The sequence below is a fragment of the Nocardiopsis sp. NPDC007018 genome (genome assembly GCF_040635075.1).
GTDB lineage: Bacteria > Actinomycetota > Actinomycetes > Streptosporangiales > Streptosporangiaceae > Nocardiopsis.
Genome location: NZ_JBEYHA010000011.1, coordinates 109,748 through 133,936 on the forward strand (window position 1 = coordinate 109,748; position 24,189 = coordinate 133,936).

Annotated in this window: 17 protein-coding genes and 1 pseudogene; 6 read left to right on the forward strand and 12 right to left on the reverse strand. The window is 62.7% G+C overall.

From position 1 onward, the window contains the following. Positions 1-222 precede the first annotated feature (222 nt). From ABZ635_RS08830 to ABZ635_RS08845, 4 genes are all read left to right on the forward strand, one after another. The gene (locus tag ABZ635_RS08830; RefSeq protein WP_026129679.1) at positions 223-1,383 is read left to right on the forward strand and encodes a hypothetical protein; all 1,161 of its coding nucleotides are present in this window, start codon (positions 223-225) and stop codon (positions 1,381-1,383) included. 1,043 nt (positions 1,384-2,426) lie between these two features. Then, positions 2,427-3,974 carry a hypothetical protein gene (locus ABZ635_RS08835; protein ID WP_357761131.1) on the forward strand — a complete coding sequence of 516 codons (1,548 nt, stop codon included), beginning with the start codon at positions 2,427-2,429 and terminating at the stop codon, positions 3,972-3,974. After that, positions 3,905-5,575, forward strand: coding sequence for an RHS repeat-associated core domain-containing protein (locus tag ABZ635_RS08840; RefSeq protein WP_357761185.1), 1,671 nt, complete (start codon positions 3,905-3,907; stop codon positions 5,573-5,575). The genes ABZ635_RS08835 and ABZ635_RS08840 overlap by 70 nt, the downstream gene beginning before the upstream one ends. 729 nt (positions 5,576-6,304) lie before the next feature. Continuing rightward, on the forward strand, positions 6,305-7,471 hold the full coding sequence (locus ABZ635_RS08845; protein WP_357761134.1) for a tyrosine-type recombinase/integrase: 1,167 nt from the start codon (positions 6,305-6,307) through the stop codon (positions 7,469-7,471). Between the two features lie 312 nt (positions 7,472-7,783). Here the strand turns inward: ABZ635_RS08845 and ABZ635_RS08850 are convergent, their stop codons facing one another. The 12 genes from ABZ635_RS08850 to ABZ635_RS08905 form a co-directional block, all read right to left on the reverse strand. Continuing rightward, a complete protein-coding gene (locus ABZ635_RS08850; protein ID WP_357761137.1) occupies positions 7,784-9,103 on the reverse strand; it encodes a restriction endonuclease in 1,320 nt (439 codons plus the stop codon). A 522-nt stretch (positions 9,104-9,625) separates the two neighbouring features. Beyond that, on the reverse strand, positions 9,626-10,642 hold the full coding sequence (locus tag ABZ635_RS08855) for a polysaccharide deacetylase family protein (RefSeq protein WP_357761141.1): 1,017 nt from the start codon (positions 10,640-10,642) through the stop codon (positions 9,626-9,628). Between the two features lie 302 nt (positions 10,643-10,944). Then, a complete protein-coding gene (locus ABZ635_RS08860) occupies positions 10,945-12,048 on the reverse strand; it encodes a hypothetical protein (protein ID WP_357761144.1) in 1,104 nt (367 codons plus the stop codon). Positions 12,049-12,067: 19 nt separating this feature from the next. Next, complete coding sequence (locus ABZ635_RS08865; RefSeq protein ID WP_357761188.1) at positions 12,068-12,877, reverse strand: ABC-2 family transporter protein; 810 nt, start codon at positions 12,875-12,877, stop codon at positions 12,068-12,070. 5 nt (positions 12,878-12,882) lie between these two features. Next, positions 12,883-13,599, reverse strand: coding sequence for an ABC-2 family transporter protein (locus ABZ635_RS08870; protein ID WP_357761147.1), 717 nt, complete (start codon positions 13,597-13,599; stop codon positions 12,883-12,885). A gap of 112 nt (positions 13,600-13,711) precedes the next feature. After that, a complete protein-coding gene (locus ABZ635_RS08875) occupies positions 13,712-14,617 on the reverse strand; it encodes an ATP-binding cassette domain-containing protein (RefSeq protein ID WP_357761150.1) in 906 nt (301 codons plus the stop codon). Positions 14,618-14,898: 281 nt separating this feature from the next. Continuing rightward, positions 14,899-15,702 (reverse strand): ChbG/HpnK family deacetylase, encoded by an 804-nt coding sequence (locus ABZ635_RS08880; protein WP_357761153.1) that lies wholly within the window; start codon positions 15,700-15,702, stop codon positions 14,899-14,901. Beyond that, the gene (locus ABZ635_RS08885) at positions 15,699-16,322 is read right to left on the reverse strand and encodes a methyltransferase domain-containing protein (RefSeq protein WP_357761156.1); all 624 of its coding nucleotides are present in this window, start codon (positions 16,320-16,322) and stop codon (positions 15,699-15,701) included. The genes ABZ635_RS08880 and ABZ635_RS08885 overlap by 4 nt, the downstream gene beginning before the upstream one ends. Further along, complete coding sequence (locus ABZ635_RS08890) at positions 16,319-18,340, reverse strand: aminotransferase class III-fold pyridoxal phosphate-dependent enzyme (protein ID WP_357761159.1); 2,022 nt, start codon at positions 18,338-18,340, stop codon at positions 16,319-16,321. The genes ABZ635_RS08885 and ABZ635_RS08890 overlap by 4 nt, the downstream gene beginning before the upstream one ends. 15 nt (positions 18,341-18,355) lie before the next feature. Beyond that, positions 18,356-19,612, reverse strand: coding sequence for a hypothetical protein (locus ABZ635_RS08895; RefSeq protein WP_357761162.1), 1,257 nt, complete (start codon positions 19,610-19,612; stop codon positions 18,356-18,358). Between the two features lie 431 nt (positions 19,613-20,043). Next, a complete protein-coding gene (locus ABZ635_RS08900; RefSeq protein WP_357761165.1) occupies positions 20,044-21,060 on the reverse strand; it encodes a S66 peptidase family protein in 1,017 nt (338 codons plus the stop codon). Positions 21,061-21,162: 102 nt separating this feature from the next. Continuing rightward, a complete protein-coding gene (locus ABZ635_RS08905; protein ID WP_357761168.1) occupies positions 21,163-22,338 on the reverse strand; it encodes a hypothetical protein in 1,176 nt (391 codons plus the stop codon). Positions 22,339-22,792: 454 nt separating this feature from the next. On the opposite strand from ABZ635_RS08905, the pseudogene ABZ635_RS08910 reads away from it, so the two are divergent. Both ABZ635_RS08910 and ABZ635_RS08915 read left to right on the forward strand, forming a co-directional pair. Then, positions 22,793-23,032, forward strand: a pseudogene (locus tag ABZ635_RS08910) (transposase family protein); the annotation flags it as partial. A 518-nt stretch (positions 23,033-23,550) separates the two neighbouring features. Beyond that, positions 23,551-23,970, forward strand: a complete 420-nt coding sequence (locus tag ABZ635_RS08915; protein ID WP_357761191.1) for a hypothetical protein — start codon at positions 23,551-23,553, stop codon at positions 23,968-23,970. The last annotated feature ends 219 nt before the right edge of the window (positions 23,971-24,189 follow it).

The following is a 24,189-nucleotide window of genomic DNA, read 5'->3' on the forward strand; positions in this document are numbered from 1 at the left end:
TTCCGTCAAGCGCCTAATCAAAGATCAGTAAAATCGAAGTGTAGCCCCTTGAGGAGACGGGTACATTTTTCACTTTTCCCATATAAGATTTCAGTAGGGGATCCGCTGCCGTTTATGAGGCAATGAGGTCTGTGCTTGCAAGGTTCAAGGTCTGGTGTTTTTCTTCAGGGCTTGTGTGTCAGCTTTCCTGACTGGGTCTCACTCAATAAGAGAGGCAGAATTTTGCTGGACGCAGAACGTCAGAAGGGCCAGAACGAGAACCGCCTTACGGTCGGCGTGATCGCTGATCCCGTCGCCATGCCAGCTTTGATCGGGGAACAGCTCGCTCAGGACCTTCCACAGTTGTTGACTCAACAAGTCGACTCAGAACAAACCTGGGCCGCCCAGGTGCACTGGGAACGCCTCCCGCCCAGCGATAGCCGCCACACGGCGATGATGGAGCTCGCCGAGACCAAGTTGGCCGAGCACGGCTGGGACATGGTCGTATGCGTGACCGACCTGCCCATGCGCAGCGGCAAGCGAGCGATCATGGGTGACATGAATAGCCAGCGGCGCGTAGTCGTGGTCTCGTTACCGGCCTTCGGGGTCATGGCGCTGCGGCGCAGGGTCGGTGCGGTAGTGGCTCAGCTCGTCGCTGATATGCACAGACCCGGGGCTCCCCAAGAGGGGACCGCACCACACGCACGAAACCGCATCCCCCTACTAGCGGCGCGTTTTCGGCGTCACACCCCCGACCAGGCCGGAGTCGATGCCCGGATCTCCTCCAAGTGGGGGAATCTGCGTTTGTTGTTGGGGATGGTACGAGCCAACCGGCCCTGGCGCCTGACCTGGAGCTTAACCAGCCCGCTGGTCGGTGCCTTTGCCTTCAGCGCATTCTATTTGCTCAACGCCACAGTTTGGGAGATCGCGACCACTTTGTCAGCCTGGCGCCTGGCCCTTGCGGCAATGGGAGCGCTGTCGGTGATGACTGGATGGCTCATCGTTTACCACAACTTGTGGGAACCGGTGGGGGCGCGCCCCCGCGACGAGCGCCAACAGGCGGTGCTGTTCAACGCGACGACGGTACTGACCTTGGGCCTCGGAGTAGCTTTTTTGTATGTGGGCCTGTATCTGGTCAACTTGACAGCGGCGCTGGTATTGCTCTCGCCAGGGGTTCTGGATTCGTACATCGCTGGCCAAGCGAGCGCGGGCACCTATGTGCTGATCCCTGTGCTGGTGACGGCGGCGGCCACGGTGGCGGGTGCGATCGGGTCCGGTTTCGAGAGCGAGGAGTCGGTGCGCAACGCCGCCTTCAGCCGGCGCGAACGGGAGCGGCGCGAGGCTTTCCGAGAAAGGCACGAACAGCGCCAAGGATCTCTACAAGAACGCGGAGAGGCTTCCTGAGCTTGAGAACACGTTCCTCACGTCGACGGGGGTCGTGCGTGGCCGGGTAGACAGGCCCGGACGGGTGCGTAGTTGATGAGCTGGTCGGTCCCAACACCACGGCATGCACACGACACGAAGTGAATCTCCCCGGTTGTGTTGGACACTCCGATGGGCGTCTGAGAGGGCTCGTCCGGCCCCCGGTTGCCCCCGCGCAGGGTAGGGGTTCAGAGGCGGCCGCGGGGTGTTGAAGGGCGTGCGGGGGCACATCGACTGCGGGCCCGCACGGTCACGGGACGGCAAAGTGCTCTGTGAGGTCGCGCCCCACCTGTACTCGCCTTGTATTGGGGAGCACACCAGGAGCACACATGGCCCCCCAAACGCCGCGAGGACCTCTTTCGAGGTCCTCGTGTACCCCGTCTGACCTGGGGGTTTGTGGTGCACCCAGCAGGATTCGAACCTGCGACCGTCGGATTAGAAGTCCGGCGCCCGGGTGTCGCTCCGTGTCACTTCGTGCCGTTGCGTCCCGCACCATCCGAATCAGGATGCCGTCCTGTGCCGCGTCGTGTCGCCCGCTGACGTCCCGGTCCAAAACTGCGGAGCACAAACGGAGCACGCAAGCAGGGGGTGCGTCCGATGGTGGGGGCGAAGAATCGGGCGGGCTGATGCTCCACGCGTGTCGCTCTCTGTGTCTCGCTGGCGACCTCAGGTAGTTGCTTTGTGGCAACTGTTGTCAGGGGCCACATGTGGACGCGACCCCCGAAGCCGGTACCGAGTACCCCACGTGGCCCCCGGAGTGGCCCGTGCCGTGTTCTGCACTCTGGTGTTCCTGCTGCGCACAGCACCGCGACCGCTACGTTCTGCTTCGGGGCCGGTTAAACCCTCTGGAAGGCCTCTCACCCTGCGTGAGGGTGGTGACTGCGGGGTCATCGCGCCCCGGGTGTGGGGGCTCGTAGTCTTCGCGGGCTGCATCCCCCGCACCTGGTTGGCTTCCCGTGCCCGCTCCATGGTTCCGGCTGGTCGGGGATTCCTCATCCCCTCCCCCTCTTGGAGCGATCCCCCTCGTGAGATCCCACCCCGTGCGTGCGGCCGTGGCCACCACGGCCGCCGCCACCCTCACCCTCGGGCTCCTGTCCGCCCCGCCCGTGTGGGCCGACACCGACCCCCACTCCCCCGCCGATCGCATTGTCCCCGTCCCGGAGACCTGGGAGCCCGGCCCCGCTGTGAAGGACCCGGTGGGTGAAGACCCGCCCGATGAGGCCTGGGAACCTCCGGTCGACGAGGAGGCCGACCAGGCCGCCGACATCCTCGCCGCCGAATGCGACTCCAACCCCAACGGCGGCATCCAGGAGTGGCTTCCGCTGGAGCGCCATCAGATCAGCGACCGCCTAGAGCTGGCGGTCAACACCCAGAACGGAAATCTGGTCGTCCAGCACCGCAACCTGACCACGGCGGGCACCGGCCTGGACCTGTCCCTGTCCACCTTCTACAACTCCCTGGGTGGCTGGGGCGGGTGGACCCTCTCCCACGGCCAGGACGTGGGGTTGCAGATCTACTCCAACGCCGTGGTCCTGCGCGGTCCCTCCGGGTTCTGCGCCGGGTTCGACATCGACGGCGACGGCTCCTTCGTCTCCCCGGCCGGGCTCAACGCCGACCTGGTCGAACTAGACAACGGCCACTACGCGCTCACCTTCCACCGGGGCGTCTACGAAGACCAGGTGTGGACCTTCAACGCCCAGGGCTGGCTGTACTCCCAGGCTGACCGCAACGGCAACACCCACCGCCTGCGCTATGACGATCTGGGCGACATGGTCTCGATCGTGGACTCCCAGGACCGGGTCTCCACGGTGGAGTGGACCGAGCAGGAGGGGTGGATCACCCAGATCACCGACCCCACCGGTGAGACCGCGGCCGCCTTCGACTACAACGAGTACGGCGACCTGGTCACTCTGACCGACCGGGCCGGCCAGGATCTGACCTTCGGCTGGAACGACAGCGGCACCGAGCTGACCTCGATCACCGACGCCACCGGCGCCACCTGGTCCATCGCCTACAACAGCGACGGGCAGGTCTCCTCGCTCACCGTCCCTGACGGTTCCGAGGGCGGGGCGAGCACGTCCTACTCCTACGACGCTGGGCCCGGCTCCAACACCGAGACGGTGGTGAGTGACCCGGGCGGCGGGGAATCGACCTTCACCTTCGATGACCGGGGACGCCAGACCTCCGCCACCGACCAGGTGGGCAACGCCCGCTCCCAGACCTGGACCGCGAACTCGGACGTCGCTTCGACCACCGACCCGCTCGAAGCCTCGGTCACCTACAGCTTCGATGAGTTCAACAACCTCATCGGCACCGAACTGCCCACCGGCGCGGCCACCTCGGTCGGTTTCGCCGACACCGCCAACCCGGCCAAGGCCACCAGCGTCACCACTCCGGACGGCGACGAGCTGTCGATGTCCTACGACGACGCGGGCAACCTGACCCGCGCGGTCCAGGAGGAGATGGACATCGAGGTGTCCTCGATCCCTACAGCGGACGGGGCCTGGTCTCGTCGGTCACCGACGCTAACGGCAACCAGACCGCGTTCTCCTATGACAGCGCCGGGAACCTGACCGAGATGGCCGAGCCCGGCCCGATCGGCGCCACCACCTTCGGCTACGACTCGCTCTCCCGGGTCACCTCGGTCACCGACGGCAACGGCATCAGACTGGACTACGGCTACGACCGCCTAGACCGGATCGTGTCCATCAGCCACGACGGCACCGTGCTCCAGGCGGTGGAGTACGACGGCAACGGCCGCCAGGTCGCGACCCACACCGACCAGGCCACCACCACCTGGTCCTATAACGGCTGCGGCGACCTGACCGAGTCCGAGCGCACCGACTCCGCCGGGACCGAAGCCACCACCTACACCCACGACGCCGCCGGGAACGTCACAGCCGTCACCGAACACGGCAACACCACCACCTACGCTTACGACGCCGCGTTCCGCCTCACATCCCTGGTCGACCACACGGGTGCGGAGACCACCTTCTCCTCTGACGCGAACAACCGGCGCACCTCGATCGTGCATCCGGACGGGGCCTTGGAGGAGCGAAGCTACGATGCCTCGGGCCGTCTGACCTCCATTACCACCACCGGCGCCTCTGCCCAGAGCCTGGTGGAGGCCTCCTACACCTGGGAGACCACCGATGGTGACGACAGCGCCCAGTTGCAGTCGCGCACCGTCAACGGGGAGACGGAGAGCTTCACCTACGACGGGCTCCAGCGCCTGACCAGCAACGGCCAGATCGACTACAGCTACGACGACGCAGGCAACCTCTTAGAAGCGGGTGAGGAGGAGTTCGCCTACAACGACGCCGACCAGCCCACCACCGCGCGCGGTGAGGACATCACCCACGATGAGGCCGGGAACATGACCGGCCGCGACGAGTACGTCTACGAGTACTCGGTGACCAAGCAGAACACCCGTATCGATGACGATGAGGGTGACCTGGCCGCGTGGTTGAGCTATGACACCACTGACCAGACCCAGATGCGCGGCGTCACCGACGTCCACGACGGCGGCCGGATCGAGCGCCAGCTGTCCAACACCGCCCTGGGGGTCACCAACATCGCCTCCGATGGCGAGCGCACCAGCTTCGTGCGCGACCCCAACGGTGAGTTGATCTCGATGGTGGCTTGGGACGGCGACGAGCGCTTCCACTACACCCTGGACCACCAGAACACCGTCCTGGCCCTGACCGCCGAGGGCTCCGAAACCGACGCTCCGGACGCGGTGTATGAGTACAGCCCCTACGGTGAACAGTCCTCTGACACTCTGGACGGAACCCGGGCGGGGGAGTTGAACCCGTTCGGTTACACCGGTGCCTACCAGTTCCAGGACGCGACCGTGCACCTGTCCCACCGCTTCTACGACACCTTCACCCTGGGCTTCACTCAACCGGACCCCTCCCGCCAGGAGCTGAACAACCACACCTACGCCGCATGTGACCCGATCAACAACATCGACCCCACGGGGCTGATGGCACAATGTGTGGCGACGCACGCCGGTCAAACGGCTGTCACCGGGGGTGTGACAGCTGGCATTGCGGGAGCCATCGGCGGTGCTTTCCTTGGCCCTGGTGCGGGGATCTCAGGCGCGGTTGGATTTATTGGCGGTTTCTATGCAGGGCTGGTCGGTGGGACTCTGCATGGCCTAATGGATTGCTAGTAAAATAATCATAAGTTAATGTGATAGCGGACGCCGAGTGCCCCCGGGTGCAATATGTGCCCGGGGATTCGGTCCTTGAAATTTTTCGGAGAAATTCATGAAATCTCGTGTGGTAAAATATTTTCTCATTCCTATGTTTGCGGCTCTTGCTGGAGTCCTGTCTGGTTATTTCGTGCTATGGGCGATGGGTGTGGCTGTAGAGACTCGGGCAATCGTCCTATCGTTGTTTTTTGTGGTTTGCTTTTTGTTCGTTTTCATGTTGAATTTTTCAAACCGCAAAAAAGAACATTAATGTATGATCTTATGATCTTATGATCAGTGGCATATTTGGCAAGAAAGTCGAGGGTCGTGCTTTTCTGTAAGTTCAACTTTCGGTCGGGGGTCAGCCTGGCGATCGTATATTGCGTCGGCTGTTGTGAAGCATCTGGTGTGTGACGGGATCGCCTCCCGTCACCCGGGAGGTGGGGAGCGATCCTGCAAGTCACTCACCCGTGGAGACCGGGCATCGCCTCATTTCTGTTCTGGGGCGGACACTGGTTTGTGGGGGTGTTCGTTGTGTCTGGACCGGGTTGGGTGTACAAGCGGTGCGGGTGCAGTGGTGTGAGGGGTGTGAAGGCTCGGGAGGGTCGGTGCCCTGGTCTGGCCAGGCGAGGGCATGGGAGTTGGTACTTCGCGCTGGAGCTGGACCATGCCCCGGGTGCTCGGCGTCGGGTGCGTCGGGGTGGGTTTGTGTCCCGGGAAGCGGCCCGCGAGGGTTTGCGCCGGGCGCGGGAGCTTGAGGGCGGCGATACCGATCCGGCGGTGTTGACGGTGGGGGCGTGGCTGGAGCACTGGTTGGCCACCCGTACCCGGTTGCGGCCGTTGACCCGGACGAGTTACGCCGAGCACATTCACCGCCACCTGCAACCCCACCTGGGCGCTCTGGTCCTGGAGGAACTGACTCCCGCTGTGGTGGCGCAGGCATTCGTCTCCATTTCCCGGCACCGCTCGCCTACGGGCGTGTTGTTGTCGGCGGCGACGGTGCAGCGGGTGCGGGCCACGTTGCGGGCAGCGTTGAACACCGCGGTACACCAGGGGTTGTTGGCCTCGAACCCGGCCAAGGGGTTGCGGTTGGAGGGCGGCCGTACGACGCGGCCGGTGGTGTGGACCGATCAGGCCGTCGCGGACTGGCGCAACGGTGGGGCGCGTCCGGTGGAGCAGACCCGCGCGTTCTTGGACCACGTGTCCGGCGACCGGTTGTACGCACTGTTTCACCTGGCGGTGATGACCGGGCTGCGCCGGGGCGAGATCGTGGGGCTTCGCTGGCCCGACATCGACCTGGTGCGGGGAACGGTGCGGGTGGAGCGCCAGCTACAGTCTCATCAGGGAAGGTTGGTGGAGCTGGCTCCCAAGAGCGCGGCGAGTCGGCGGATGCTGTCGGTGGACCACACCACGTTGGGGGTGTTGCGCCGCCATCAGTGGTACCAGCAGCAGGAAGCACAGGGTCAGGGGCGGGTGTGGGAGCCGCGGGGGTTCGTGTTCACCGCCTTGCGGGGTGGCGCGTTGGCTCCGGAGCGGTTGTCGCGCCTGTTTCGGAAGCTGAACACCGCCAGCGGGTTGCCGCCGGTGCGGTTGCATGATCTGCGCCATGGGGCGGCGACGTTGGCGTTGGCGGCGGGGGTGGAGTTGAAGGTGGTTCAGGCGATGCTGGGGCACGCGAGCATCGTGTTGACGGCGGATACCTATTCCACGGTGTTGCCGCAGGTGGCGCGGGAGGCGGCGGAGCGCACGGCGTGGCTGGTGTTGCGCGATGCGGGAAGGGCTCATCGGCGGGGGAGAGCGCGAAAGGTGAGGGCGGCTCCGGCCCCACCTCGGCCCCATCCTGGCCCCATCAGTTTTGGGGAAAGTTTGAGGTGACGCGATGAGGCCGGTCTGACCTGGGGTTTTGTGGCGCACCCGGCAGGATTCGAACCTGCGACCGTCGGATTAGAAGCTACCGTAACGTGTCACTTCGTGCCGTTGCGTCCTGCACATCCGAATCAGGATGCCGTTCTGTGCCGCGCCGTGCCCCCGGCTGACGTCCCGGTCCAAAACTGCGGAGCACAAACGGAGCACGCACGGGCTGACGGTGGCGTCCGATGGCACCTCGCGAGGTTCTCATCGAGCTGTCGCTAATTAGGGCCTTTTCTTGGAAAAGTCGGTTGCGGTAGGTTCTCCACCGAACTGACCCTATTGTGTTGGCCCAGGGCGCCCAGTCTGCTTGTTGTTGGATGCTCGGGGTTTGTGGTTTGGAGTGACGCCAGGGATGACGTCGATGTTGAGGTGTTTCTTGATCAGATGCTTCAGTTCGGCGCCGTTGATAAGGGTGATTCGGTTGCGTTGGGCGAACTGCTCACTGGCTCGACCGAACCATGAGGTGGTCACCAAGACTCCTGTCGTCGCGTTGTGATCGGCCATGACGCCGGTGAGTGCGTGGACGGCGTCTAGCCCGACCAGCTTTGACCATCGTTTGGCCTGGATGAGACAGACGCCCCCGAAGAAAATGTCTTTGCTCGTGGCCACGGCGTCGACGCCTCCATCCTTGGATGGAATGGTGGTCCATGCCTCGGCCCCCATGGCAGAAAAAAGTTCTCGGACGAGATGTTCGAATTCTGTGGGGGATAGCTTGAGTAGATTCTTTCGAGAGTCGAGGTCCGAGATCACATCGAAGTTTTCGGTGAAGCGAAAGCGCTTAAGGTCAAATTCGATGAACGGCTCGATGGCCTCGAGGTCGTAAGGGTTCGGTGAGACCAGTGCGTTGAGCCGCTTCAAGCAGGCGGTGGCATCGACTTTAGAGAGCACCAACTCTTCGAAGTCGGCGCGCTCACTCTCTATGCAAAGGAGATGGAGGTGTGTGGTCTTGCCGGTGGCTCGGTCGATGGTGGTGAGCCTTCCGTTGAAGACCATGGCCTCGACGGTATTTGCAGGCGTCGTGCTGAGTACTTCATGTAGAGTGCGAAGGGCTACGCAAGCGATCAGCTGTGAGTACCGCTTTTTTGACTCGCTGGTCGGGCGCGGGATCGGGTCAATCGCGTCTCGAGTCTTTACGTACTTGTAGCCGCGTGCATCAGGAATTATCGATGCAGGCGGGAGTTCGAGTTCGATCACGACGTCGCGATTCTGCGGACGATAGGCGATCTGAGCCTTCTTGGGGAAATCTTTAGGGTACGGTGACCTGTCCAGTATGCGGTTGACGAACCACTCAATCGCTTCCGGCTGTCCCTGGGTGAAGTCCACGGCGCGTGTCTTCAATTTCGCGTTCTCCGCTTGTGCCCTAGCTTCGATTTTTCGAACGCGCTCGGTGTGTTCCCGGTGCTTTTCTGAAAGTGCGATTTTGCGTTGGTTTTCGCGTTTCTTGTGTGCGGTGGCCGCCTCTTGGAAGACCTGCTTGGCGTGATCGACGGCACGATTATAGCGACCGGCACCACCGAACAGTAGACCGACCAGCCCGGGGGGGTTCGGGTGCGTACTCGGCCCAGCTGGGCTCTGGTTCGGGGATGCTGAGTGCATCAGGATCGAAGTGGGGAAGCTGCGGCCTCACGACAAGGTCATCACGACCAGCGAACCATCGACTACATGCGCCGGCGTAGCGCCGAGGGCCTGTCCAAGAAGGACGTGTTGTGCTGCCTCAAGCGCTTCATCGCTCGGGAGGTCTTCCGCGACCTCAAAACCGACCTCGGCCTCGCTTGACATCTATAGGACCGTCCCGGCACGAAACATGGTGCTCCTGCCACGGTTGGGGCAGGTCACCGTGCCCGACGCTCTCCGGTGGGTGTCGTAGGGAGCGTTCGTCCGCTTGATGTCATCGGGCTCACATGACCAGCACGAACATCATCACTCACCGAGAACAAGACAGCCTTGTTCTCAAACACGCTCAGAGAGACCGGCACGGGTCCGTGACCTGTATCTTCAGGATGAAAAGGGCTCAATGCCGAAGACACGGGGATCCCCTGCCCGCACAACCCCGAATGAAGTACAGGGATGGCACAGCAGGCGTACGGAGGCTGCGAAATGAATTTAGGATGAAAATAATTATTCATCTCTTATGAGGTTATCGACTCGAACTAGTTGGTACTCTCGGGCTAGAAGTGTCTCAATAATGGTTGGCAATGCGGCGACGGTCTGTGACCGAACGCCTCCACCGTCGTGCATCAGAACAATGGATCCATGTTGGACTCGACCAAGCACTGATTGGGTAATTTCATCCACCCCGGGAGTTGCCCAATCCATGCTGTTGACGTCCCAGAAAACTGTGGTCATATTCAGCCTGGAAAGCCATTTGTACGGGCCCTTTGGGAGAATTCCATACGTTGGCCGAAACAGTGTGGGATGCGTACCATCAGTGATAGAGGAGACTGCCTTGTTGGTGTGGCGGAGCTGTTCGGCGATTTGCCTGCTTGATAGATCCATTAGGAGTGGGTGTGACCATGTGTGGTTGCCAATTTCGCTGCCTTGCTCTCGGATTCTTATGAGAATATCGGGGTGTGCGATGGAATTCAAGCCCACGCAGAAAAATGTCGCTGGCACCGAGTAGTGTTCTAGTATGTCCAGTATTTGACCAGTGTATGGAGGAAAAGGGCCATCGTCGAAGGTGAGTGCGATTCTCTTCTTTTGGCGCGGCCCGTGTCGCAGAAATCTGGCTGGCCCAGGCTGGGTGGCTACGGCGGCCATGCTGGTTGCAAATCCCTCGGCAAGCTCCTTATCTCGGCCGGCGTGGGTTCCTAATCCCAGTCCTAGCTTGGTAAGTAAACACCTGTCCTGAGTAGCTGATCGGGCAAGGGTCTCGGCGGAAAGGGAGCCAAGAAGCGGGAGATTCGACGGATCCGATTGGTTTGTTCGGTATACAGTGACGTTCAGCTCGGAGATTCGAGAATCCAGAAGACCGTTGGTGCCATCAACGACGACTTCTTGGCTGTTGTTGCAAACAAAATCAATCATCTGATCGAATTCATTCGCATGGAACCTTCGGGTTGGTGACACTGATTTTCCGTGGTTGTCGACTATGGCGACCTGATATCCTATTGAATCCCAGGCGATCCCAGTATGCATTATCTTGCCCCATTGGTTTCATGGTTTGATGTCACTGTGGTGAATCTTGCGTGCGATTTTATTGTTATTCTGGAGGGGGGTGTGCAGAAGAATGCCATCGGTGTTTCTCGGCCCCATGAGCCTAACTGAATGGCATGGTTTCGGCGTCCAGGATAGCCCGGTGATCTCCGTTCGCCTGGGGGTGGGTCTTCTCTTTGGTTGTGGCAGACGAAAGGCTCGATATTCATTCGCTTTCTCAGTGCGGGTATCACCATTCTTGGGTGCCCATCCAAGAACCCTACGGGATCGGGAAGCAGTTCACTTCAGGAGGGAACCCTATCTGCCCTTTGCCCGAGTGAGCGTGATCGGGCACCGACTGCCACACTCGTGCTCCCGTAGAAAGTGAGAGCCTGGGCCTCGAACTCGGTGAGCGCAGAGCGCCGGTCTGCGTTAAGGCTTGACGGCCCCAAGGACTCCAGCGCCTTGAGGCGGATGGGATCGTGCGTGTCTGGTGGGGGTGAGCCCCGGTGAGCCCCGGCTGCCTGCCAACCGAGCATGACGCCGTGTGCCCACAAATCGTTTGTGTATCGGACACCGAAACTCTCGACGATCACCTTCTGGATATGTCGTGGAGGTTCGGTTTCCAGAGCCGCGGCCAATGCGCTACAGCGTGCTTGGAGACTTTGCAGACCCTCCTCCCAGGGGAGAACTTTGCCCAACGGACCTCCCTCGGCGTCTTCAGACAGCACGAAACCCTCCCCCTGGAACAGGCTGGGCAGCCAGTGCGGGAGACGAAGGTGTGGCCCCTCAACGAGCCGTGGGATGACCTCGTCGCCTGTGTAGAAGCATGTTGCGCGGCGGATGCCGTGGTGATTGTTGCCAGACAAGCTCTCGACACCCATATGCTCGATCACGTTCGGTACGGACAGCAGCACAGGAATTTCCCGCTCACGGAGGAACCGCGCCATGGCAGCGTCGTCGTCCGGGGCGATCGGGTCGGTTGTGTGGCGGGCGAAGTCGCGCGCCACATCAGCGGGAAGGCACAGGGCCAGAGTAGGGGTGTACTCCAGAGGCGCCGCGTCGATCCAACTTGCGCCGGCGAGAGCAGCCAAGCGGACGAGTGTGCCGTTGCGTGAATTCCAGTTGCTGTAAAAGGCTAGCGCAGCGCGGGGATGACGCTGGACGCACTTGATGACGAGATCCGTCATGAACGGAACGGTCAGGATGTCGTCCTGGACCACTAAGTGGTGGCTGGCTTCCGGAGCGACCGCTCCCCATGCTCGAAGCGCGGTCCGAATCGGGGACGATGGCATATCGGGGGCAGGGTCTTGCACGATGCCGGATAACCCGGCGGTGGCGACCAGTTGTTTGGCATGTGCCAACCGTTGGGGGTGGGTCATAACCACTGAACTCAGCTTGGTTTTCATCTCACTCCAGAAGTGTCCGTCATCCGCCCGGACTCGTATAGAGCCGGAGGCTTTTTCTCCACGTTCTCAACGAGAACAGAAAAGCTCCTACACCCACCAGCGGGCTGAGTAAGGCGACCGTGTAGGGCAGTCCTGTTAGCTCGGTGTTCCCCACCAGAAGAGATGCAGGGAGGTATGTGGCGAACGCTAGTGGGAGGACAAAGGTCAAGGCGAATTGAACGGCGTTCGGCATGATGTTGAGTGGATAGCTTCCAAAAGACCCCATGACCTCGTCAATCCAGGTGGAAAGGATCTCTCCGCCTGGGAGGCGAAGCGAAACACAGGCAATGAAGTTCTGCACGGAAGCTTCGAGGAGAGTTCCTGCGATCACGGCCACGACGAGGAAGAGAAAGTGTCCAACACCCCACCCCGCAGCGACGTGGGCCACGGCTATCAACAGTAACGGGATCGCCACAGCCAGGTCGCCCAGTCCCGAGACACTGAAAGAGCTCGTGAGCGCTTGAAGATAGGGCGGAATCGGTCGGATGAGGTACCCGTCCAAGTTGCCGAACTGGATGTACATCGGAACCCTCGTGATGTTGGCGAACATCAGCACGTAGAGGGCGTGGCTCAGCAGTCGCATGCTCGTGAGCAGAAGGACCTCCGTGCTTGACCACCCCGCGACGCCTGGAAACTGAGTCAGGATGACCCCGACGAACAGCAAGACGGACGACTGCCAGAGGACTCCGTTGAAGACTTCCAGGAGGAATTCCCCCCGATACTGGAGCCTGGCCCGGAAGTTGAGAAGGGTGATGTACGAGATGTACCTGGCGATTGCGGTCACACTCATACTGCTCACCCTCCCTGGACTACTACTCGGCGTCCGGCCAGATACCAGAGCACCCGGACCAGGACAGCCAGGAACACACACCAGGCGCATTGCCACAAAAGCACACCGGGAGCCTGCGAGAGGGGAATGCGGCCGAGGTAGATCGCCAGGGGTTGGTAGATCGTGGCCTTGAAGGGCAATAGTTCCGCGAGGAACGCCAACCAACCAGGAAAGAGCCAGAGGGGAATGAACACCCCGCTGAATAGATCCTGCGTAAACGAGTAGATGTATTTCACGCTGTCATTGGCGATGAGCCAGAAGCACATGAGGTCGATGACCATTGCCAGATAGTAGAGAATGAACTGGCCGAGCACGACGCTTAGCAGCGAGACAAGACCGGTGAACAGGTTTGGCGGCCCATGGACGGCACCGAAGAGCGCGGCCACTAGCACGCCGAATAGCGCCAGGCATGAGCCGAACAGTGCTTCGCCCACACTGCGCAGAAAATAGTAGCGGTGCGGGGACACCGGACGCACGAACCAGTAGGCGATGGTGCCCTCACGCACGCGCATGGGCAAGGATTCGTGGGTGGTGATCCGATCAAACCAGCGGATGCGACTCAGAAGCAGCGCCAGGGTGGCGTAGGTCACCATGATTCTGGCCTCGGCCGGCCCAGCCGGGGAGTCCGGCGAGTACAGTGCGGTCCACAACCAGCAGAAAAGGCAGATCTGGATGGTCAGCATGACGCACCTGACCACGGTTCGCCCTGGGTGGGATAGTTCGATCAGCGGGATGAGCCGGAGCATCCGCCAGGAGGGGGGGATGAGCCCGTGCGCCCCTGTGAGATGGCGTCCCTTAGGCACGGGTGCCCTCGTTCGCGGCAGTAAGGTAGACCGAGCGCATTAGTTCTTCTAGGTCGTCCTCGACACTGACGGTGATGACCGGATACTCGTTGACCAGGCGCCGCACCACGTCTCTCGCGAGTCGACCGCGATCGACCTGGAAGATCGCGTGCTGCCCGTCCCAAGACAGGAGCTGTGCCCCCGGGGGCGCGGGCTTTTCGGCCCCCGCCTCCAGGGTCGCCCTGACCCTTGGTGCTGCGGCGTATCGCTCCCGCAAGGTATGGAGTGTGTCGTCGAAGACCACTCGGCCCCGGTTGATGAGGACTATGCGCTCGGTCAGTCTTTCCACCTCGGTCATGTCGTGGGTGGTCAGAATGACGGTTCGGCCCCGGTCACGGGTCTGATGGAGGAGGAGTTCACGCACCTGTTGTTTGACCACCACATCCATTCCGATGGTCGGTTCGTCGAGGAAGATAATCCTCGGATCGTGGATCATCGAGGCCGCCAGGTCGCAACGCACCCGTTGTCCCAGGGACAAGTGCCGTACCGGAGTCTTCCAGAACGGGGAGAGTTCGAGGATGTCGTCAAGATCTCTCAGCTGTGCGCGGAAGGTGCTCTCCTCGACCTCGAACACATCCCTGAGAACGCGGAGGGAATCGAGTGCGGGCAGGTCCCACCAGAGTTGGGTGCGCTGACCGAATACCACACCGATTTCGCGAGAATTGGACATCCGATTGCGGGAGGGCACGCGGCCACCCACCCAGAGGTCACCGGAGGTGGGGGACAGGATGCCCGTGAGCATCTTGATGGTGGTCGACTTGCCGGCGCCGTTGGGCCCGAGTAGACCCACGAGCTCTCCGTACCCGACCTCCATGGACACCTCGCGGACTGCCTCACGCCGATAGCGCTCGGGTGCCACCAGAGACCGAAGCCTCCCCCAACTGCCAGGAGGGACCCGAGTGACAGCGAACGATTTGGACAGGTCTCGGGCGACGATGGCCTGGCTCAGCCGTGTTTCTTTCATGTGTTCCTTCGAGTAAGTCGTCACGATCTTCTCAGGGTGACCACGATGACGGGCTCGGCAACGTCACTCTCCCGTTCCGGGGAGTGCTGAGGTTCTTGTCGCGCTGACCGTCGTTGAAGCCGTCGCCGCGTGTGGCATCGGCGTGCTGAGTGTTATGGACGCGTCTTAAGGAACCGTCAAGGAACCTGGCAGGCGGAGGAGCCAGGACACAGGGCCGCGGACGTGGTGAGGTTGACCCCCTTGTTCGTGCACAGTGCGAGAAAGCGTGGATCGAGCAGTGACGCCGAATCGCCCAGCCGGATGTCGCGCGCCCATTTCCACCGTCGGGACCGTGGCGGACAAAGAGTGCTCAGAAGGTCGGCGTCGTCCGCAGGGTGTGCCACCACCATGTGCGTGCCGGGCTTCAGTTCACTGACGTGGTCTAGCAGGGCCGTGGTCCTCTCGCCGGGGGCTTGTACTGACAGATGCCAGACGCTGTCCAACCGTGCCTGCTCGGGGTGATCCGACAGGTCACGGCAGGGGAGGTTGAACTCTTCCCGCAGGCTTTCCAAGAGAGGCTCGTGGAACACCCTCACGTGGGATTCCATGTGTGTGGGACGTACCCCAGCAGCCTGAACAGTTAGGACCTGAGCACGCAGCTCCTCACCCGCCTCCTCCAGGGTCGCCCGTTCCTTGAGAGAGGGCAGATCGGGTGGGAAGGCTCCGTCATCGGTGCGCAGGCTGGGTGCGGCGGTCAACGGGTACCAACGCAGCCCTTCCCACTCGCACATCAGGGTCAGGTGGACGCCCAGGGGCAGGCCAATTTGAGTGGCGAGCCAGAGGGCCCGGGGAGCGTCCGGAGCGGGGTACATGACGGACGCCTGGGTGATTACGCCGGCGCGGAAACACCGAAGGATTCCGTTGGTGACCGGTGGACACATACCGTAGTCGTCGGCTTGGACAATGAGGTTGACGCCGCTTCCGGGGGTGAACCGGTTCATTGCTCACCTCCCGTGGCGGAAGGGATTAGGGAACCGGAAAGGTTTTTCTTCGGGGACAAGGCGTAGTGAGCCCAAATACGTCCGCGTCGCGAGACCGAGAAGACTTCCCGACGTTCGGCGCCCGCTTCGCGCAGCAGGACGTCCAGTTCGTGGACAGTGTCGAGCCACGGGCTGGAACGCCCCGCCCTGGGCTGATAGATCGAGGCTAGGAGCACACCTTCGGAGCTGATCATCGTGGTGAGCTCACGAATGGTTCGTGCCGGGTCCTCCAGGTAATAGAGGACCTCGCTGAGCACGATGGCGTCGAACGTTCCCCGCACTGGGAGCCGGTTGAGATCACCACAGACGAAGCGATGGATGGAGTGCTCCGCACACCGGGGCAGTGATCCGAGCGACCAGTCCACACCGAGGTAGGTGCCGCGGAATCCGTCTGCGATCAGGGTCCGGTACAGCACTCCGGAACCACAACCCAGGTCGAGGACACTGCCTGCTCGATATGAGCGGACGTCCTGCGAGATCAGGGCATAGCGGTCGATCTCATCCTGATCCTCCAAGTAGTCCCATCGGCCGCTCTCGTACTGTCGTTCCCACTCATGGCGATGGATGCGTGGTGCGGTCACCGTCCCCGTTCCTCTCGGTAGTCTCTCAGCGCTGTTCTGGCTGCGTCGACGGCGGACTCGATCTGTTCGCCCGTGTGCGCAGCGCTGATGAAGTTGACATCCCGCCGGAACAGGTACCCGTGCTCGGCCATACGCGCTTGGAAACGCTGGGAACGGGCGGCGTGCAGGGCCGGGTCGGGTGAGAACCGCAGACAGGGCATCGCGTCGTGACCGACGACCACGGCACCTAGCCCCAGTTCTCTTGCGTGCAGGTTGATCCCGTCCCGCAGCCGTGCTCCCAGATTCGCGATACGGCCGTAGTAGTCGTCTTTGGAGTACTCCCTGAGCGCTACCCTGGCGGCCTCGATTGATAGAAGCTCGCCGCCGAAGGTGGTTGAAACTGACAGTTCGGCCATCTCCGCCATGATCGCTCGAGGTCCCAAGAGGGCCGCCAGGGGCATCCCGGCCGCCAAGCCTTTGGACAGGCACGTCAGGTCCGCCCGAACCCCGTGCAGGTGACCCAGGCCGCCGGGGGCCAGCCGGAAACCCGTCACGATCTCATCGAGAACAAGCAGGCAGCCCTGCTCATCGCAGATGGCCCGCAACTCGTGCAGGAACCTTCGTTCCAAGACTGTGTCGTAGGGGCTGCTGAGCACCACAGCGGCGAGTTGTTCACCCTGGCCGCGTCGTAGATACTCCAGGAGCCGGCTGTCGTAGGGCCCGTCCAGCTCACGCCGCTCGCTTAGTGCAGCCGTTGCCCGGGGAATGCCTCCTCCCCGTCCACCCAGTTGATCGTGCCAACCGTGGTAGCCGATGAGGAGTACACGGTCCCGCCCGGTCTTGTGGCGGGCCAGGCGGACCGCCGCCGAGCAGGCTTCCGCCCCCGTCTTCAGAAAGCGCACCATTTCAGCTTCGGGAATCTCGTCCACCAGCGACTCGGACAGGGAGATCTCGGACTGTGAAGGGAGGGAGAGCAGCGTTCCCCGTCCCGCCCGTTCCCGGATGGCGTTGGTTAGCGCGGGGTGGTTGTAGCCGAGGGTGGCCGCTCCCAGCGCTAGGACGAAATCGACGTAGGGGGTTCCATCTACGTCCCATATCACAGCTCCGTCGCCGCGCTCCGCATACACCGGGTACTCGCCCTCCGCGAAGTGCACCGGACGCTTCTGGTAGGTCTGGGTCATGCCGGGGATGACGGCCAGTGCCCGTTTCCTCAGAGCGTTGGAGCGTTGGAGCGGTAGCGGGCGGTCGCCTCGGGGCAGGGGAACTTTCTCGTCCAGGCCGTGTACTGCGAGTCGCGGGGTCACGGCCTTGTGTCTGCCCCTTTCGGCCAGCCAGGATCGCCCGATGTCCTCCGCAACGACCGCAGGGGTCCACAGGACGTTGTGTCGGCCGGTCGTCCCCTCCATGAGTATTCGTTCACGGACCCGCTCGTCCGGGCAGCGCAGCCCGTCCGTGAGGGCCAACGCTCGGGCGATGGTCGGCGCCCACTTACTGGTCCGGTGAACGTGCGGACACAGCGGCAGGTAGTGCTTCGCCCAGCTGGCGGGGGTCAGCCGTAGCAGACCGGAAGGTGAGTCGGGGACCATCTCCACCTCACCCTCGTGAGTGAACGTCCCGCCTTGGGCGACATGGGAGTTGGAAAGCACGATCTCGGTGCTGTCGTGGGCCTGGAGTTCGCCGATCAGAGCGTCCAGGTCCACGGGGCCGGTGAACAGCCAGTCGTCCTCCAAGTGAACGCCGAACGGTGACATCGCATGGGAGAACAGCACGGACAGCGCAGTCTGGAGCCCTACCTGGACGGGGAACTCCTCCACGACGACCTCGTGTACCCGTGCCTGAGTTTGGGGGAGGGCTTTCAAAAATCGGTGCACCCGTTCCCGTTCCTCCGCTGCGACGGAGTAAGCGGGGTCCACGGTTACCAGGACCCTGAACGCCCCTGAGAAGGAGACCTGCTGAAAGAAGCTGTCGTAGGTATCGATGATCGTGTCGCGGCCCACCGCCGTCGTGGTGATGTCCACCACGTCCATGGCCTGTGTCACTGCGTGCTCCTGTGGTTAGTAGAAACGACCCTGGTCGCTGATGAACGCCATGCGGCCGGAACGGCCGCAGTGAGCGCAGGCTCTCTCCTCAACCGGCGTCACCCATCCGAAGACGGGCGGCTTCCGCTCAACGACACAGGTGTTGCAGAGTGGGCGTAGGAGTTCGCCCCGCCCGAGCGATCTTTTGAACCGACGCACTGCGTGGGAGAGAAGACGTTCGTCGTGCTCGTGCAGAGCCTCTTCGAAGGTCTTTACCCCTGGAGCCGAACGGATCGTCGACCTCCTGATCGGGAGGCGTTGGGTCAGCAGGGTGTGCTCGCTAGCGCCCAGGTCGTGGACTACGAGCGGTGCGCCGAGCCGGTGCGCGCCGCGTTCCGCGGTAGAGCGGCGGCGACGGTCGTCTCGGTGAACCGTCCGCAGGGTGGTGCGGAGACCGGAAGCAGTGAGGCTATCCCGCATCCGGTGGTGTTCGAGACGCCGGTGCTCCTCATGTATGAGCCCGATTTGTGTGGGGGCCACCGCTGAAGGCAGAGCAAGGCCCCGGTGGTCCCTGTGGTGGAGTGCGACCACGGCGAGGACTTTCCCGGTGAATCCGATGTCCAGGACGTCCTGTTCTACTCCCAGTGCCGAGCGGTAACGCTCGGACATCAGATAGGAGGTCGACAGGACTGTGGGGCGGCCATCGGGCAGACAGGTAACGGTCAGGTAGCACGGGTGACCGTAGTCGGACAGCGCGTCCGTTCGGATACTGAGCACCGGCAGCGCCAATGCGGTCAGGAGGCTCTCCAGGGCGCGTTGGTGTCTGTCCAGCAGCTCCTCACCCCGACCGCGCTCGACCATGTGTGTGACCTGAACGGCAGGCCAGATGTACCGTTCCCGGAAGAGCGGTGCGACCTGTCCATTGAACCTTCGTAATAGCCCGCCCACGGCAACCAGCGGACCGGGACGACCATCGGCGATCAGCGTGTCGACACTTGCTGGCATGTTGTCCGGGCGCAGCACATGGCGCTGGGATCCCCTCTCGCTCAGGTCGACGGTGACTACGTTGCCGTAGGTGGCGAAGACTGCGCGGTAGAGGCTCTCCCTCATAAGGAACGGGTGCTCGGTCACCTCAGGTTCGCTGAACTCGGACAGCAGGTCCACATAGCAGGAGATGAGCAGGTCGACGCTGCGCAACCCGGCCTCTCTCCATATCGACGATCCGAGGAAGTACCCTCCTGGGGCGAGGAACCGTGCGTCATGCAGGGCCCGTAGGTAGCCGGGATCAAGCATGGGGCTCTCCTGAACGGGAGGTCTCTCGACGGGCGGATACCAGACCGGCCAGGCGCAGGCAGCCCTGTCTCCGAAAGGTCCCCAGCTCGTGCTGAAGTGGAAGCCCGAGGCGGGATAACCTAGTGGAGAGCCGGGCAAGCAACTCCGCTACCTCCTCTGGATCCCCGACGGCCTGGGCGAGAAGCACGGTGCCCTCCCGCCTGCCCCCCGCCAGTCCCCAGCCGACCGAGAACACACGATTCATTCCGATACTGGGCCAACCGGGGAGCATGAGTTCGAAGTCGGTGCTGAAGGCACGCAGACGCCAGTGCCGGTTCCGCTCGTCCGGCGGGGTGTGGAACCCGCGGGTCGCCCCATTCTCCGCTCCGGCCGGCATCGCGGGGATGTCGAGTATCCGCTCGAATGCATGTTCGCGCATCGTCGCCTCCACTTCAGAAGACAGCGGCATCGAGCACCTCCAGCGTCCGCCGGTCGGCGTCGAGTCGCACTCGCGCTCCTAGCGGGAGGGTGGGCATGGGGTCGGTGTGTCCCACATGCGCGCCCAAGAGCAGGGGTACTCCCAGATGTCCGAACGTGCGGCGCAGATGTCTGTCCCACCGTTGCTGAAAGCCCTCGCCGGCGCGCAGGGTGTGCCCGGCGACGAGCCCGGCCATCTCACTGATATCCGTCGCAGTGCGCAGGTGGGTGAGGCAGCGATCCAGCGCCTCCAATGAGGTGCCGACCGTTTCCAGCAGGACCACGGCGTTGGCGAAGGAGGGTAGGTACGTGGTGCCGATCAACGCGCACAGCGTTTCGAGGTTGCCACCCAGCAGAGGCCCGACGGCCGAGCCCTGGCCGAACCAGGTAGGCGGCTGTGTGGGCGACGAGACCCTGGGGCGAACGTCGTCCTTCTCCCAGGCGAGGAACTCCTCGGTCCAACGCTCTGGGAACGGGATCTCGCCCATGGGGGCGTCATGGGTGGTGGCCTGAAGGAAGGAGTTCGCAGTGTAGTCCTGGACGTGGGGGTACTCGGCGAACTCGGGTAGGACGGTCGGACCGTGGAAGGCGATCACCCCTGCCTGGGTGATCGCACCCGATAGCAGTGCGGTGATATCGCTGTAGCCGACCAGGGGTTTGGGGTCCGATCGCAGGGCCTCCCAATCGATCAGGTCGAGGAGCGCGTTGCTGTTGTGACCCCCGATGGAGGTGAGCAAGGCGCGTACGGGGCGGTCGCGCAGGAACCCGTTGAGTTCTTCCGCCCGCGACTGGGGGGTGCGCTCGTCGAAGCCGTTGACATGTGCCATAGGGCCGACGACCACACGGAAACCCAGTTTCTCCAACGCGAGCACACCGCGCTTCAGCCGCTGAAGGTAGACCGCCGGACCCGAAGGTGTCGTGATCGCTATCGTGTCTCCGGGGCTGAGCCGTATGGGCCGGAGGAAAGTGCGTTCTTCGCCGTCTACGGCCAAGGTGTGCCTCTCTTGAAGATCGAACGGATGCCCTGGGCGGGCCAAGAAGGGGAACCGCCTTTGGGAGGGCCGGTGATGTGCCTGGGCCGCCGTACCGGGTCACTACCCGTGACCGTTCTCCGAGGGCTCGTCGACGCCGCGTCCCCGTTCGACCCCGGAGGAGAGCACAGGACCCAGGCGTGACCACAGATGACCGCTGGTGTCCTGGAGTTTGACCTGGGGGTGCAGTCCTCCCAGGGCTAAACTGCGCATCGACTCCCGAATCAGGGTGTCATCTGGGCCTTCAGGGAGTGCCGCGCGGCGAAAGTACTTCAGGTGGCTCCCCGCCGTGCACAGGTAACCGGCGATCCACAGCGACCAGAGGGTACGTGGGGGTACGTCCTCGAACAGGGCGCGGACCGCAGCCGTCGGCTGGTTAGCCAGGTAGGCGTTGTATTCGGTGACCGCCTCGTCGATGTTGATCCCCACCTCGTGGGCGTTGGGCTCAAATTCCTCGATGGTCCAGCCCTGCTCCGGGAGGATGGGCGTGTTCGGGCCACGAGGGTCGCGTCTTAGACAGATTCCCACGCTGCCCTCGGTGAGGAAGGGCAGCTGGGGATACCGGGCCACCGGAGCCCCGTGGGAGAGGAACCATCCGGAGGGTAGGTCCTTCGGGAGGCAAGCAGCCGAGCGTGGCGCCCCGTCGTTACCGACCAGACTGCGAACGGGCAGGTGCTGGACGAGGTTGGGGACTGTCAACAGTAGTTCCGCCCCTTCGTAAGCGAGGTACGCGCGCATGGCCTCGTCGTCCGGCTGAGCCGGGTTGCAGTGGACACGGGCGAAGCGAACGAATCCTTCGACAAGCGTCCGGGGCATGACCAGTGCCTGGCAGGGTGTGTACTGCGGGGCTGCCTCAGCCCAGCGCGCGCCGGTCAACGCGGCGTAGCGGATGACAGAGGAGTTGCGGGAAGTCCCGTCTGTGAAAAGCGCGATGGGGTGGTTCGGGTGGGCCGCCACCGCGTCACGCAGGTGCGAGGCGAAGCCGTCGATCAGGGCGATGTCCTCCTGGAGGACAAGGTGATGGGTGGCTCCCGGGGCGATCGCTGCCCAGGCTCGGGCCGTAGTCCGTAGTGTTGCTGGAGGGTCCCAAGGCGAAGGATCCCTAATGAGACATGGATCGAATTCGCGAAGGTCAGTGAGGATGTCCAGCGCCAAGCGTTCACGCACGGGATGCGCGGTGACCGCCACGGAGATGATGACCTGGCCGGCCTGGTGTTGATCTGGGCCGTTCTGCTTCATCGGATGAGTCGAATGCTCCGTTGGATCCGGGTGTCGCACGGGTCGGAGTCGATCCTTTCTTGCCAACAGGAAAGGAGGCGCCGCGCCATGTCGATCAACACGACAGGACCATTCTCCAGTATCGTTAGATTCTTGAAATCTCTTTTATTTCCGAGTGAGGCTAGCAGTGGGTCATCGACCTTGACAAGGCCCGTCGATTCGATTCTGGGAGGCCGGAGTCAACTCCACGGGAGCCAGCATTCCATTCCCCCCGAGGGTGGGCAGGGAGTCCAGGGCAGGGCTCGTTCAAGTTCCCGGATCACGTACTTCGTCCGATTTGACCTGGAACGATACACGTAAAAGCAGGCACGGAACCCGAGATCATGAAGGTGTCTAAGCCAATGATCACGAAGGGCTACCGTGCCTGCCTGCTCGTCCTCCCCGATCCCGGCAGTGCTCGCCAAACTCGGCCCCCTTGACCCCCGACTCCATCACTGACCTACGTCCCTACCTGGACACCATCCCCGACCTACGCTCCTCAAAGGGGCGCTGGTACACCCTGACCTGCATCCTGCTCGTGTGCGTATGCGCCACCATCTCCGGCGCCAAGACCATCGACGAACCCGCAGAGTGGGGCCAACGCGCCCACCTCGGCATCCTGACCGCACTCGGAGCACGACCCCACCCCCTGACCTGGCGTCAATCACCCTCCGCACCCACCATCAACCGTGTTCTGGCACGCATCGACGGCAACGCGCTCGATACCGCCATCGGCGGCTACCTCGCCGACCAACACCAGGCCACCGCCGAGGTGACCGAGGGCGAGGACACCCCGAAGCGGCCCGCGATCGCGATGGATGGCGAAGCACTCAAGGGCTTAGCCCGTCTGGGGCAACGCTGCCGCCACCTGCTTTCTGCCATCACCCACCACCGCCCCGCCACCCTCGTCCAGACCGAGGCGGGCGCCAAGACCAACGAGACCCGACACTTTCGACCCCTGCTGCGCCACTTGGACCTGGCCGGGCATGTTCACCTTCGATGCCCTGCGCACGGTCAAGGACCACCTGAGCTGGCTCGCAGGCACCAAGAAGGCCCACTACATCGCGGTGATCAAAACCAACCAGCCCCTCGCCCACTAGCAGATCCCGGACCTGCCTTGGTTGCAGGTGAGCATCACCCATCACCCGATCCGAGACCGGGCACAGACGAGCCGAGTCCCGCTCGATCAAGGTCATGGGGATTGCTGACAGCCTCGGCGGTATCGTCTTCCCCCGCGCCAAACTGGCCATCAGGGTGCACCGCCGGCGTCAACAAGAAGGCAAGAAGCAGACCCGCGAGACCGTGTACGCGCTCACCAGTTTGGGCGCCCACCAGGCCATCCCGGCCGAGTTGGCCGCTTACCTGCGGGGGCACTGGGTGATCGAGAACTCCAGACAGTACATCCGGGATGTCACCTTCGGCGAGGACGCCTACACCGTCCATACCGGTAGCGCGCCCCGAGCGATGGCGGCCTTGAGGAATCTGGCCAGCGGTGTGTTCCACACTTTGCGGGTGGACAACATCGCCAAGACCACCCGCGCCATCCAGGATCTACCCGAACGAGCACTGCCGTTCTTCGGGATCAGTCACGAACCCGACCCTTCAGGAACTTGAACGAGCCCTGAGTCCGCAGGAAGAGTCGACCCTAAGGTTGAGAATATTCCACCATGGGAGCTTGTATGCCTGTTGCGAGCTTTGGTTGATTGTGTCCCTTTTTTCTGACTTTGAGAATCTGAGATTCGATGTTTGTGCAGCTCAAGTGCCATCTTAAGAGACTGGGGAACCGGAGGTAACTTCTCTATTTCGACTACTGGAAACCTTCCCCTAAGGTGA